Genomic DNA, 12,963 nt, shown 5'->3' with positions numbered 1-12,963 from the left:
CTTACTCTTCGCGAGGATCGATAACCTTGGCAGGATTATCCCACTGACCATAACGACCCATTGCGTCGTCTACTGCCTTCTTGGGATCAACGCCCTTCTTCAGAGCATCCGTAAATTTGCCCAGGTTAAGGAACTCAAAACCAATAATCTCGTTTTTCTCGTTAAGAGCAAGATGCGTGACATAGCCCTGAGTAAGCTCAAGGTAGCGGGCACCCTTTTCCTTGGTACCATACGTGGTGCCAACCATGGAGCGAAGGCCCTTGCCCAAATCGTCAAGACCGGTACCCACAGGAAGTCCGCCCTCAGAGAAAGCGGTTTGGGTACGACCGTAAACGATTTGCAGGAACAGCTCGCGCATAGCAACGTTAATGGCATCGCATACCAAGTCTGTATTAAGCGCCTCAAGAATGGTTTTGCCCGGCAAAATCTCGGCTGCCATAGCAGCAGAGTGAGTCATGCCCGAGCAACCAATCGTCTCGACAAGTGCCTCCTCAATGACACCATCTTTGACATTAAGGCTCAGCTTGCAGGCACCCTGCTGGGGTGCGCACCAACCAACACCGTGCGTATAACCCGAAATGTCGCCAATTTGCTTGGCCTGAACCCACTTACCCTCTTCAGGGATTGGGGCGGGACCGTGGTATGCACCCTTAGCAACGGGACACATGTGCTCCACTTCCGCTGAATATTGCATGGAACTCCTCTCGTTCGTTCGAGACAGCAGTATTGCTATCCCCCTCCTTCGAACTCTTTCTATCATAACCAAAAAACACCTCAATTTATAAAAACAATTGCTCTGAGTTGACATTTTTATGCACGTAAACTGCATAGTTGCACAGTGTTTCCTAGTCAATCAAATCACTGCTTTTTAGTAGGAAATAGATACACACGCAATACCTATGAGAGAAGCTGCCTTGAGAGGGTAGAATGCAACTGATACATACATAATCACGCGCACAAGCAAAGCTCTACTGGTGCGTTGGTATAGGAAGGACTATCCATGGCCACATGCTCAGATGATCATCCCATTACTATGACTGGCAGCAATGGCAAGCCATCTGATACGTATGCTCAAAATGACTTATCGCATGTAAAACATGTCATTGGCGTTGTATCTGGCAAAGGTGGCGTTGGTAAGTCTATGGTTACAGGTATTTTGGCAATCAATCTTATGCGCGCAGGGTATCGCGTGGGTATTTTAGATGCAGATATTACCGGTCCTTCCATTCCAAAAATGTTTGGTATGTCCGGTAAACACGCTACTGGTATTGGTAACCTACTTTTGCCCAACGTATCTAAAAACGCTATCAAAATTATGAGCGCTAATTTAGTCCTCAAACATGAGTCCGACCCCGTCATTTGGCGTGGACCTGTTTTAGCAGGTGCCATTCGTCAGTTCTGGAGTGAAACCAGTTGGGGCAGTGTAGACTACCTACTCGTAGACATGCCTCCAGGAACAGGTGATGTAGCACTCACGGTATTTAAGTCCCTTCCCTGTGAAGGCGTGATTATTGTTAGTTCACCTCAGGACTTAGCTCGTATGATTGTGGGTAAGGCTGTCCGTATGGCTCAAATGATGAATATTCCCGTATTGGGTCTCATAGAAAATATGAGCTATGTTACCTGCCCTGATTGCGGTAAAAAGATTGAACTTTTTGGCAAAAGCCATGTGGATGAAACCGCTACTGAGTATCACATTCCCGTTTTAGGTCGCTTGCCTATTGATCCTGCCATTGCTGCCGCTGTAGATGCAGGCACCTTTGAAGACGTTCTTCCAGAAGGTTTGCTACCTGATGCCATAGAGCTTCTTACCAAGATGCCTGATGCACCAGGCACTGATACAACCTCAGATTCCTAGGAGTAAGTGTGGCTACTTCTAAGGCATCTACCCGTAAAAAACAACGCGTCCAAGCAATTGCTGCTGCTCGCGCCCTCAGCCTTTTACCATCATATGAGGTAGTAGTTCTTGGCGGCGGCGCAGCAGGACTTGTTGCAGCCATCATTGCTGCTGAAGCTGGCGCTACCACCTTAGTTATCGAGAAAGACTACGAGTGTGGACGCACCATTTTAGCCACTGGTAACGGACGCTGTAATTTTACCAATCTCTACCTTGAGGCCAAGCACTTTAACAACCCTCATTTTGTTACGCCCGTCCTTGGCGCTACCCCACTCAAAGATATTCTCGACTTTTTTCGCGAGAGCGGACTTATGTGGACACAAAAGGAAGGAAGACTGTATCCGCGCAGTTTATCTGCTGCATCAGTACGTTCTGTCTTACTGCATCGCGCGCAACATGCGGGTGTTGTTTTAGCATGCTGCAAAGAAGCCCAGGTAGCAAGCTATGACTTCACAAGTGACCTATATCAAGTTACGATACAAGAAAGCTTGCCTGAAAACGAATCTCCCCAACACTTCCAAGTACACACTCAGAAACTCATTGTGGCAATCGGTGGCACTACCAGCAATGTTCTGAGAAGCTTTAACCTACCCCGCGTTGCAACGCATCCTGGCCTGTGCGCCTTAAGCTGTGCACCAAGTCCACTCAATCAGCTAGATGGTAAACGAAGCCAAGCAAGCTTAGCGCTCTTTAAGGGTATGTTTCCCCATATGATTGAACGAGGGGAAGTACTATTTCGCAGCTACGGTCTGTCTGGCATTGCTGTATTTAACCTATCGAGGATAGCAGAGCCTGGCGATACGATTGAGATTGATCTTGTTCCCGAGTATTCCGAGAGTGAAATTAATCAACGCATTTTTGAGCTGGGTGCAGATGCAATCACGTATGATGGTATGTTAGACCCCACCATTGCACAGGTTGTACTGGACATGGCACACGCTGCTCATGAACAAAATCTTGCGCACTTTATCAAACACATCCCCATCGTAGTAACGGGCTTAGCGGATACTGCTCACGCACAAGTAACACGTGGTGGTTTTGCCTGTACAGCCTTTAATCCCACAACTCTTGAGGCTCACCAACAAGGTGGCCTGTACTGCGTTGGCGAAGCCTTAGACATTGATGGCGCCTGTGGTGGATTCAATCTATCTTGGGCATGGAAATCTGGTATGGTTGCTGGCGCCCATGCGGCAGCAACGTGCAAATAATCCCCTTCACCTTCTGTACCTGCGAGGAGCATCATGATTCAAGTATCTAACCTGCGTGTCAATCCTCGCACGGTAGATGGCACCCAGTCCTCCGAACTACGAGCTGTAACACACGCACTACTCAAGCGCTTACACCTACATCAGGCAGATATCCAGAGCATCGATTTGATTCGTCGCTCCATTGATGCGCGCAAACGCAACAACGTACACCTTTTATACACGGTGCATGCCAATCTTGTTGGTGGCACCAATGCCGAGCGTGCCTTGCTTACTAAATTGACTGCCCGACATGACGAGAAAAACGTCAGCTTGGTAACTCCCACACATCCCCACTATCCGTCACGCAAAAACAACCCGCTCGAACAGCGCGTGGTTGTTGTAGGTGCTGGCTGTGCTGGTCTATTTTGTGCACTGTCTTTAGCTAAAGCTGGCCTAGAACCCCTACTCATTGAGCGCGGAGACAGCGCTTCACGCCGCGCTCAGGTGGTAGATTATTTTAATAAGACGGCCCAACTTGACCCAGAATCCAATATTCAATTTGGCGTAGGTGGTGCGGGAACTTTTTCTGACGGCAAACTTGCCACAGGCACCAAAAGCCCTCTCCACCGCTTAATCATGGAAACCTTAGTAGGCCATGGAGCTTCCCAAGACATTCTATGGGACTCGCATCCCCATGTAGGAAGTGATGTACTCCCTCAGATTGTAGATGGCATATGCACAGACATTACTCTGCTCGGTGGAGAAGTCCGTTGCCGCACCAAATTGGTAGACCTTGTACTCAGTGATGGCAAGGTAAGCGCTGTTCGCGTACTGACTACCGACCCTACAACCCAACTCACTACAGAACAGACTATTCCCACCCAACATGTTGTGCTGGCAAGTGGTCATTCTGCTCGTGATGTCTTTGAGATGTTGTATCGCAAGCACATTTTCTTGGAACGTAAGACCTTTGCTATGGGAGTGCGCATTGAGCATCTGCAAGCAGATATTGATCGCTCGCAGTACGGCCCTTTTGCTGGCCTGCCAAGTTTAGGAGCAGCACCGTATAAGCTTGTTTCTCACCTTGACCATGGTCGAAGTGCTTTTTCATTTTGCATGTGTCCTGGTGGTTTTGTCGTTGCTGCCGCTAGTGAGCCCGAAGGAGTTGTTACTAACGGCATGAGCTTGGCGGCACGTGATGGCAAAAACGCCAACTCTGGCTTGCTTGTAAATGTCTTTGCCCACGATCTTCCTGGCGATAACCCCTTGGAGGGATTACAGCTCCAACGCACATGCGAGCACACAGCCTTTGAGCTCGGCGGCGGAGATTTTAAAGCACCCGCACAATTAGTTGGAGACTTTTTGGCAAACCAGCGCTCGAGTGCTCGAGGCAAAATAGAGCCAAGCTATGCTCGTGGCGTTACTTGGGGCAAAGTTGATGCTTGTTTGCCTACCTATATCACAGATACCCTACGCGCCTGCATTCCACAGATGGATACACAGTTGCGTGGTTTTGCAGTAGCAGATGCGGTTCTTACTGGTGTGGAATCTCGCTCCAGTTCCCCCATCCGTGTCACACGCACACCATCATGTCAAAGCATAACCTGTGACGGTCTCTACCCTTGCGGAGAAGGTGCTGGGTATGCGGGAGGCATCATGAGTGCCGCCACTGACGGCCTGCGGGTTGCACAAGCTCTTATTACAAACGTGCATGGCAAAGACAACTAAATAAGCTCATCCTCGTCATTCTCGGCACCCACTGCTTCACGGAACGAGATATTACGATTAAGAAAGAACTGAAATGCCCCCACTAATGCTACGGCAAAAAGCTTTAAATACACAGGTATAACCTGCGGAAACTGTGCATGTCCAAAACCGATAATACATTCGGACACCATAAGACCCAACGCGCCTATCGAGAAAAACGCAATGTAGCGACGAAGCATTTTGTCCGACACCTGAAAGGTGTAACGACAGTTAATAAAGAAACTCATGGTTACACCTACCATGGTAGATAACACATTAGCTACCAGCGGGGCAATGCTAAACCCACTCGTAAGCAACAAAAATATAAGCGTATCTACAGCAGAGCAAAGCGCACCAAATGCACCATAGCGCATAAACTGTTTAAACAGCCCTGTCGATGGCTTAGTGTTTACCGTGCCTGTTGTATCGACGCCGCGTTGCATGTGCGCTACCCTTTCGAGCTCCTGCCTTTAAACGGCGCATAACCTCATCTTCCGAGGTCCCTTCCACCAAAGCCTTAAGCTCCACCAATTGGTCTCGAACTGTTGCCGCTCGCTCAAAGTCCATATTACCTGATGCCGTAAGCATTTCTTCCTCAAGAGAGGCAATAAGTTTGTGTATCTCATCACTGGAAAGCTCGCGCATCTCATCTGCAAGCTGCTCCGCCGTGGTTGTACTAGGCGTAAAGAACTCCCCATCCTTACGGGAGCGCTTATCCACATTCTCATGAGCATCCTCAATAAAACTGGATACATCCGTTAAGGACTTCTTAACAGTTTGTGGTGTAATACCATGCTCTTCATTGAACTTCTCTTGCAATACACGACGACGACGCGTCTCATCAAGGGCACTACGCATAGAATCTGTCATGGTATCCGCATACATAATGACCTGGCCCTGTGCATTACGGGCAGCACGACCTATGGTCTGAATCAAAGAGCGACGATTGCGTAAGAATCCTTCCTTATCAGCATCTAAAATAGCTACCAAAGACACTTCCGGAATGTCCAAACCCTCACGAAGTAGATTGATTCCTACCAGCACGTCAATCTTTCCACGACGTAAATCGCCAATAATTTCCACTCGATCAAGCGTATCGGTATCTGAATGCATATAATTCACTTTAATGCCTGTATCGAGCAGATGGTCGGTCAAATCTTCAGCCATACGCTTGGTAAGCGTAGTAACCAATACACGCTCTCCCTTAGAGACGCGACTTGTAATCTCTTCCTCTAAATCATCAATCTGTCCGCGAATAGGACGGACATCAATCAGAGGGTCGAGAAGACCAGTGGGGCGGATAATCTGTTCCACCTCCTGTTGAGTAACTGCCTCCTCATAGTCTCCTGGCGTCGCGGAAACATATATGAACTGTGGAATACGTTGTTCAAACTCATCAAAACGAAGTGGACGATTGTCCAAAGCAGAAGGCAAACGAAAACCATGTTCTACCAGCGTAATCTTACGAGACCGGTCACCCTCATGCATACCGCGAATCTGGGGCAGCGTAACGTGGCTCTCATCAATAATGCACAGCATATCTTCGGGGAAATAGTCAATGAGCGTAAAGGGCGGCTCGCCTGGAGTACGACCATCCAAATGGCGTGAGTAATTCTCAATACCATTGCAATAGCCCATATTCTCAAGCATCTCTAGGTCATAAGCACAACGTTGCTGTAAACGTTGAGCTTCTAAGAGGCGTCCATCCGCTTTGAGCTCACGCAAACGCTGTTCGAGTTCATCATTGATGGTGCCCAGAGCCTGATTAACCTTAGGACGTTCGGTTACATAATGCGATGCCGGCCAAATGGGTACCGCATCAAACTCACGTAAAACTTCACCAGTAACCGTAGAAATCTCGCCAATAAACTCTACTTCGTCACCAAAAAAGGTTACACGCAAGGGATTCTCGGCATACGGCGGATACACATCTACGGTATCACCCCGCACACGAAAGGTGCCGCGTGCTAAATCATAGTCATTACGGTCATATTGCACATCAATAAGCTCACGGATAAAGTCATCACGCTCAAGCGGCGTTTGCTTATCTATGGTTGGTGCCAGACCAGCATAGTCTTCAGGGCTACCAATACCGTAAATGCAAGAAACAGATGCTACAACAATGACATCACGCCGAGACAGCAAGCTGGCCGTTGCTTGATGACGGAGTTTCTCGACTTCCTCATTGATGGAGGAGTCTTTTTCTATATACGTATCAGAGGATGGAACGTAGGCTTCAGGCTGGTAATAGTCATAATAGGAAACAAAATATACCACTGCATTATGTGGAAAGAGCTCCTTCATCTCACTTGCTACTTGTGCAGCAAGTGTTTTGTTAGGTTCCATAATGAGCGTGGGACGATTAAGCTTCTCTATGGTTTTTGCCATGGTAAAAGTTTTGCCAGAGCCCGTCACACCTAACAGAGTCTGATAACGCAGCCCCTCTTCTATGCCAGCACAAAGCTTACTGATTGCCTGGGGCTGATCTCCTGCAGGATTATACGAAGAGACCACTTCAAGTTTGGCATTGGAATGCGTCACGCCAAACCGACGCAGCTGTCCCGCAAATTGATGACGCTTCTTGGCATTGATAACCTCTGCTTGCAGCTGCTCTTGTGACTCTGCCATTACTGTAAATCCCCTTTAAACACCTATGCCTTCTGGCCACAGGCGCTGATACTCTGCATATGCCACATGCACGCGCTCTACATAGAGTGCCGTCTCTGGATACGAGATGGTCTTCCTAAAGTCCGAGCTTGCATCTGACTGTGATGACCACTGATGTACTGTTCCTATACCCGCATTATAGGCCGCAATTACTTTATCCGTACTACCAAGCTGTTTTTGTAAATATGCCAAATAAGCACAGCCATACTCAATATTGGTTGCAGGGTCTTGTAGCCTCGTAGCATCATATTTTGAGGCGTCTACCAGACCAAACTCGGATAACTCACGCGCAGTTGCAGGCATGAGCTGCATTAACCCTTGTGCCCCTGCCGAGCTGGTAGCTTTTTCATTCCAGCCAGATTCACAGCGTATAACTGCACAAACCAAATAGGGATCCACGCCATGACGTGCTGCCGAATCTGCTACCTGCGCAGGATACGTAACGGGCGCAATGACGGTGCGCGTAACACGCGCTGGCAAGGTTCCAAATCCAAGCGAGAAAACACCTAAGGCAGCCATGATTGCCAAGGGCAGCACACGAAACCAGCGCAAGAAGCGCAAACGTCTATGAAACAACATCAAGGCGCTCCTTCCACCACAAGGCCACGGTACGTGCCAAGTCATCCTCACCTGCTCCATTAGGCAATATCGTATCAGCATGGGCACGCAACCACTGGTCAGGTGCCTGCCGCTGTGCACGAGCCCAAAAATCTGCCTCACTCATACCGCGCTGCATTGCTCGTTTACAGCGCAGCTCAACTGGGGTGTCTACCAATACCACTTCATCAGCTATATCAAAGTATGCTTCCATACGATCTAGTAGGGGCACCTCAACTACACAAATCCGCGCTGCCTTAGATAAGCTTTTTGAACCGTGGTTGCTTTTCATAGTATCAGCCAACACACGCTTTTGAGCCTGAGTCAAACGCAACAACAGCTCCTGCTTAATTGCTGGCAGTTCAAGGTCTTCAAGAAGAGCCGTTGCGGAGGCACTTTCAAACGCACATTGCGCCAGACGTGCCCTATCAATCTGACCGGTTTTCTCGTCCACTACCTGCGCACCAAACGCCTGGGCAATGTCATGCTTGAGTTGCTCATTGGAGTCTAAAACGTAGCGAGACAACTCATCTAAATCTATAACCTGGGCGCCCAAAGATGCGAGTTGCCTCGAGACACTAGACTTTCCCGAGGCAATTCCACCAGCTAAAAATACTATGTACAGAGGCTTTTCCACCTGCTTTTACGACTCCATAGCTTCCTTAACAGCCGAAATATATCCATCCCAGAGTAACCTATCCGTTGCAAACGACTGCCACGTATACTCGGGATGCCATTGTACGCCCAAACAGAAGCGCTTGGTAGGCACTTCAAGCGCTTCAGGAATGCCATCGGTTGCCTGAGCCGCCAAAACGGCTTCATCGCCCAACAGCTCAAATGCACAATGATGACAAGAATTGACTTGCAGCTGCGTGGTTTGTACGCAGCTATAAAGCAACGAATCCTCATTAACAACCACAGGATGTGCAGCATGCTTAAGCGTTGCTGTATGACGCCAATGCACCATATGTTCTGGCGTATCCAGCTCAAGATAGTTCATGCTCAATGTGCCGCCCAAAGCAACATTCAAAAGCTGTGCACCACGACACACGGCAAACAAGGGCTTATCTTCCGCAAGAGCAAGCTTCATCAAAGCAAGTTCATACGCATCGCGCTCAGGACATAAGAGGCTCTTATCATAGTTGGGGTCCCCGCCCCACAAGAGCGGATCTACATCCTGACCACCCTGAAACGCCAAACCATCACATAAATCAAAGTAGCTTCGTATACTTGCAGCATCCGTCGTAATGGGCAACACAATAGGAAGACCACCGGCAGCCAAAATAGCATCTGCAAATACTTGATCTATGTACTCACGCTGAGAGATATATTCACCTGTTTCTTGGTCAAAACCAGGGTCAATATAGCGAGAAGGAACACCAATTACCGGGCGTTTACGTGCAGCTGTCATGGACGCAGCGTCATCGGCCGCGTGACGTATGGAATCTAAATGCATGGACAATCTCTCTTTTAGTGACCGTTAATGGAAGTAAGGAATTCGCGGGCGCGCTCAGACTGAGGATGCTCAAAGAACTCGTCAGGAGTTCCCTGCTCAACAATACGCCCATCTGCCATAAATACCACGCGGTTGGCTACACGACGAGCAAAGTTCATCTCATGTGTAACCACCACCATGGTCATACCTTCATTGGCCAATTCAACCATAACTTCCAACACCTCATTGATCATCTCTGGATCAAGCGCAGAAGTGGGCTCGTCAAATAACATGGCCTTAGGATGCATAGCCAAAGAGCGTGCGATAGCCACGCGCTGCTGCTGGCCACCAGAGAGCATGGCAGGAACCTTAGATGCCTGTGCCTCTACTCCAACACGGCGCAGCAAATCCATGGCCTCTTTTTTGGCCGCTGCTTTGTCACGCTTAAGGACCTCAATGGGTCCCATCGTAACGTTTTCCAAAATAGTCTTATGTGCAAAGAGATTAAAAGACTGGAATACCATGCCAACCTCGGCACGAAGACGGGCAAGCTCTTTGCCCTCTTGAGGCAGAGGTGTGCCATCAATGAGGATTTCTCCCCCATCAATGGTCTCTAAGCGATTGATGGTACGGCACAAGGTAGATTTACCGGAGCCAGAAGGTCCAATAATAACAACTACCTCGCCTTTCTCGACAGATAAGTTAATGTCTTGCAAAACATGCAAGTTGCCATAGTGTTTATTTACCTTGCGTAGCTCAATAATGGGATGAGTTTTAGAAGTCTGCTCTGCCATAATTCTCCGATCTTGATTACACGGGCTCTTCATTAGAGCGACCCAAAACCTGTGTACCACTACGACGTGCCAAATAGATAGACAATTGATTAATGATGTAGTTAAGCACAATGTAGATAAGCGCCACTACAAAATAGGTAGATACCAGCGCGTCATAGTTAGTAATAAGAACGCGAGCATTTTGCAAAAGGTCAGGATAACTAACAATGTAAGCAACCGTAGTATCTTTAACTACAACAACCAGCTGCGAAATAAGCGACGGAATAACAAACTTGATTGCCTGTGGCAGCACAATCTTAAACGTGGTTTGCATACGGCTCATACCTAAAGAAATAGCCGCTTCACGCTGACCCTTAGGAACTGCATTCATACCCGCGCGCAACACTTCTGCCAAAACTCCAGACGCTGCAAAAGCAATGGGTAAGGTAAGCATCCAAAACGTAGGCAGCCTTAAGCCATACTGCGGAATAACCAAAAAGAAAAAGTAAATCAGCAGCAGACTAGGAACGCCGCGGAAAAAGTTAATAACTATACGAGAAACCGTGCTGAGTACACGGATTTTTGAGCGACGGCCCAGCATAAGTACCAAGCCCAAAAACAGAGCGAGAATACCTGCGGTGATAGAAACTTCGAGCGTACCTACAAAACCTTCAGCCAAGAAACGCCACGTGGTCCAATAGGTAAAGAAAATCCAATACGAAGGAGCAAGTTGGCCAGTAACGTAAAAACGATACACGATTGCCGCTATACCCAAGGTCACCAAAAGCGATGCGATGATGGTGCCAATAAGAATCTTGCGCTGCGTTTTTGGTCCTGGCTGCTCATAGAGGACATCGCGCATGGATGTTGTATCGCTTTGTGCATTCATCGCTTAATCCTCACTTTCTTATCGAGCTTATCGCCAGCAAAACCAATGACAAACGCCGTAAGTGCATAGCCCAAAGCAGAAATCATGAAGGGCAAAATACCACCAACAGAGCGTGTGTTAATAAAGGAAACTAAACCTGTAAGTTCATTGGGAGAAAGCGGCACCTGTGAGCCTAAGGCCGTTGTAAGCATGACTGCAATAAACAGATTGGTCATAGGTAAAATGGCCGAACGCAACGCTTGGGGAATTACCACAAGGCGCAGCATTTGCATAAAAGATAACCCCAAGGAACGCGCCGCTTCAATCTGACCTACACCAATGGTATTGATACCACTCATAAAGTTGGCAGAGCCAAACGCAGAGGCAATGAGTACCGTGGTAACGATAACGCATTCACGATAATCAAGTACTACCTTGAGATTAGGCAGCGCATATACACAAATAACCAGCAAAGAGATGCCTGGAATATTACGGAATATCTGTACATATAAGTCTCCCACTTTGCGCAAAGGCGCAATGGGGCTTACGCGCAATATGGTAATGAATATCGATACAAGCATGACGCAAGCAAATGAGACAAGTGTCATAGACCACGTAGTGAGCAGTGCTTGGATATACAAGTCACCATATAAAGAAATAAGCTCCGAAAAACTCAAGGTACACCTCCCCAAAATGTAATAACGGCCCTCCGTGCATTATAGAATCACGAAGGGCCTTATATACCTAAACAGAGATTCTGTATGCTATACAAGCAGTCCTGTCTTAGCCTTCAATAACAGGAGCATCAGGCGTCTGAGAAATACCAGCGCGGTCACCAATGCAAATCTTCCAAAGCTTAGCCCAGGTACCGTCCTCTATAACCTTCTTCAAGAAACCGTTAACAAACGCAACGCCATCAGAATTAAGGGGTAAGCCAACACCATAGTTATCCTTAGGACCAAAGGTATCGCCTGCAAGACGATACTTGCCAGGATTCTTTACCATAGCGCCAGTTTGCAGGGTAATGTCAATAACGTAGGCATCTACACGACCTTGCTCAAGCGCGGTACGAGCCTCCTCGTCCGTACTAAACTCCTGCACCTTTGCCTTAGGTGCAAGCTCTTCTAGGATAGAAGGACCAGTGGAGCCAGACTGTGCAGCAACCGTTTTGCCTGCCAAGTCATCCACACCATTAATGTCTTTATTGTCTGCCTTTACCAAAATACCTTGCTGAGAGGTGTAATAAGGGCCAGCAAACGAGATAACCTTCTTGCGCTCATCATTGATGGTATAGGTAGCAAATACGGCATCTACCTGATCATTTTGAAGTACTGACTCACGAGTATCAGAAGTTACCTGAGTAACCTCACTTTTAGTTTGATCACCAAGAATATACCGAGTCAGTAGTGCATATAAGCCAGCATCAAAGCCACGAATGGCATTGTCCTTCTCATTAAGCAAAGCAAACAAGGTAGAGGTCTTGGTACCACCAACACGAAGGGTACCAGCAGCCTTAACCTTCTTTGCCCACTCAGAAGCATTAATTTCAGAGTCAGAGGCAGTAGAGCCCTTAGAAATGAGCTCATCATATGCCTTAACATCGAGCTCGGGGGAAGCGTTTTTGGTATCAGAGTCTTTTTTAATTTCCTTGCCTTCACTGCAGCCAGCAAGCGTTACAACAGCAGTAGTTGCCGCTGCACCCAAGCCAAGAGCAACAGCCTGGCGCCTATTCATCATCATGCTCGTAAACTTCTTCATGGGGTATTCCTCTCAAAAGTAAAGACTGGATATAC

The 12,963-nt window shown here is 47.9% G+C and carries 13 protein-coding genes; 3 read left to right on the top strand and 10 right to left on the bottom strand.

From position 1 onward, the window contains the following. Window position 1: 1 nt before the first annotated feature. Entirely contained in the window at window positions 2–694 is a 693-nt protein-coding gene (locus tag SPD80_RS02205; protein WP_320605789.1) for a hypothetical protein, read from the bottom strand. 306 nt (window positions 695–1,000) lie between these two features. Between SPD80_RS02205 and SPD80_RS02200 the strand changes: the two genes are divergently transcribed. The 3 genes from SPD80_RS02200 to SPD80_RS02190 are packed head-to-tail and all read left to right on the top strand — an operon-like array spanning window position 1,001 to window position 4,812. Further along, window positions 1,001–1,858 (top strand): Mrp/NBP35 family ATP-binding protein, encoded by an 858-nt coding sequence (locus SPD80_RS02200; RefSeq protein ID WP_320828288.1) that lies wholly within the window; start codon window positions 1,001–1,003, stop codon window positions 1,856–1,858. Window positions 1,859–1,866: 8 nt separating this feature from the next. Then, window positions 1,867–3,105 carry an aminoacetone oxidase family FAD-binding enzyme gene (locus SPD80_RS02195; RefSeq protein ID WP_320605875.1) on the top strand — a complete coding sequence of 413 codons (1,239 nt, stop codon included), beginning with the start codon at window positions 1,867–1,869 and terminating at the stop codon, window positions 3,103–3,105. 33 nt (window positions 3,106–3,138) lie between these two features. After that, window positions 3,139–4,812, top strand: coding sequence for an NAD(P)/FAD-dependent oxidoreductase (locus tag SPD80_RS02190; RefSeq protein WP_320828287.1), 1,674 nt, complete (start codon window positions 3,139–3,141; stop codon window positions 4,810–4,812). Here the strand turns inward: SPD80_RS02190 and SPD80_RS02185 are convergent. The 9 genes from SPD80_RS02185 to SPD80_RS02145 form a co-directional block, all read right to left on the bottom strand. Next, window positions 4,809–5,273 carry a GtrA family protein gene (locus SPD80_RS02185; RefSeq protein WP_320828285.1) on the bottom strand — a complete coding sequence of 155 codons (465 nt, stop codon included), beginning with the start codon at window positions 5,271–5,273 and terminating at the stop codon, window positions 4,809–4,811. The two genes, SPD80_RS02190 and SPD80_RS02185, sit on opposite strands and share 4 nt — an antisense overlap. Continuing rightward, complete coding sequence (gene uvrB / locus SPD80_RS02180; protein WP_320605869.1) at window positions 5,233–7,458, bottom strand: excinuclease ABC subunit UvrB; 2,226 nt, start codon at window positions 7,456–7,458, stop codon at window positions 5,233–5,235. Before uvrB ends, SPD80_RS02185 begins: the two co-directional genes overlap by 41 nt. Window positions 7,459–7,473: 15 nt before the next feature. Then, window positions 7,474–8,076 (bottom strand): lytic transglycosylase domain-containing protein, encoded by a 603-nt coding sequence (locus SPD80_RS02175; RefSeq protein WP_320605867.1) that lies wholly within the window; start codon window positions 8,074–8,076, stop codon window positions 7,474–7,476. Then, the gene (gene coaE / locus SPD80_RS02170; protein ID WP_320828284.1) at window positions 8,063–8,731 is read right to left on the bottom strand and encodes a dephospho-CoA kinase; all 669 of its coding nucleotides are present in this window, start codon (window positions 8,729–8,731) and stop codon (window positions 8,063–8,065) included. The genes SPD80_RS02175 and coaE overlap by 14 nt, the downstream gene beginning before the upstream one ends. Before the next feature lie 6 nt (window positions 8,732–8,737). Continuing rightward, window positions 8,738–9,550, bottom strand: coding sequence for a gamma-glutamyl-gamma-aminobutyrate hydrolase family protein (locus SPD80_RS02165; protein ID WP_320605863.1), 813 nt, complete (start codon window positions 9,548–9,550; stop codon window positions 8,738–8,740). A gap of 14 nt (window positions 9,551–9,564) precedes the next feature. After that, complete coding sequence (locus SPD80_RS02160; RefSeq protein ID WP_320605861.1) at window positions 9,565–10,323, bottom strand: amino acid ABC transporter ATP-binding protein; 759 nt, start codon at window positions 10,321–10,323, stop codon at window positions 9,565–9,567. Between the two features lie 16 nt (window positions 10,324–10,339). Next, window positions 10,340–11,191, bottom strand: coding sequence for an amino acid ABC transporter permease (locus SPD80_RS02155; protein WP_320605859.1), 852 nt, complete (start codon window positions 11,189–11,191; stop codon window positions 10,340–10,342). Continuing rightward, window positions 11,188–11,847, bottom strand: a complete 660-nt coding sequence (locus SPD80_RS02150) for an ABC transporter permease subunit (RefSeq protein ID WP_320605857.1) — start codon at window positions 11,845–11,847, stop codon at window positions 11,188–11,190. The genes SPD80_RS02155 and SPD80_RS02150 overlap by 4 nt, the downstream gene beginning before the upstream one ends. A 106-nt stretch (window positions 11,848–11,953) precedes the next feature. Continuing rightward, the gene (locus SPD80_RS02145) at window positions 11,954–12,928 is read right to left on the bottom strand and encodes a glutamate ABC transporter substrate-binding protein (protein ID WP_320828283.1); all 975 of its coding nucleotides are present in this window, start codon (window positions 12,926–12,928) and stop codon (window positions 11,954–11,956) included. Window positions 12,929–12,963: the final 35 nt, after the last annotated feature.

The organism is Atopobium sp., assembly GCF_034113385.1.
Taxonomy (GTDB): domain Bacteria; phylum Actinomycetota; class Coriobacteriia; order Coriobacteriales; family Atopobiaceae; genus Atopobium.
This window is presented reverse-complemented; position numbering and strand designations above follow the sequence as displayed.

Excerpts from the sequence above, each read along its gene's own strand:
- SPD80_RS02205 (WP_320605789.1), bottom strand. The coding sequence starts at position 694 with ATGCAATATTCAGCGGAAGTGGAGCACATGTGTCCCGTTGCTAAGGGT.
- SPD80_RS02200 (WP_320828288.1), top strand. The coding sequence starts at position 1,001 with ATGGCCACATGCTCAGATGATCATCCCATTACTATGACTGGCAGCAAT.
- SPD80_RS02190 (WP_320828287.1), top strand. The coding sequence starts at position 3,139 with ATGATTCAAGTATCTAACCTGCGTGTCAATCCTCGCACGGTAGATGGC.
- SPD80_RS02185 (WP_320828285.1), bottom strand. The coding sequence starts at position 5,273 with ATGCAACGCGGCGTCGATACAACAGGCACGGTAAACACTAAGCCATCG.
- uvrB (WP_320605869.1), bottom strand. The coding sequence starts at position 7,458 with ATGGCAGAGTCACAAGAGCAGCTGCAAGCAGAGGTTATCAATGCCAAG.
- SPD80_RS02175 (WP_320605867.1), bottom strand. The coding sequence starts at position 8,076 with ATGTTGTTTCATAGACGTTTGCGCTTCTTGCGCTGGTTTCGTGTGCTG.
- SPD80_RS02165 (WP_320605863.1), bottom strand. The coding sequence starts at position 9,550 with ATGCATTTAGATTCCATACGTCACGCGGCCGATGACGCTGCGTCCATG.
- SPD80_RS02160 (WP_320605861.1), bottom strand. The coding sequence starts at position 10,323 with ATGGCAGAGCAGACTTCTAAAACTCATCCCATTATTGAGCTACGCAAG.
- SPD80_RS02155 (WP_320605859.1), bottom strand. The coding sequence starts at position 11,191 with ATGAATGCACAAAGCGATACAACATCCATGCGCGATGTCCTCTATGAG.
- SPD80_RS02145 (WP_320828283.1), bottom strand. The coding sequence starts at position 12,928 with ATGAAGAAGTTTACGAGCATGATGATGAATAGGCGCCAGGCTGTTGCT.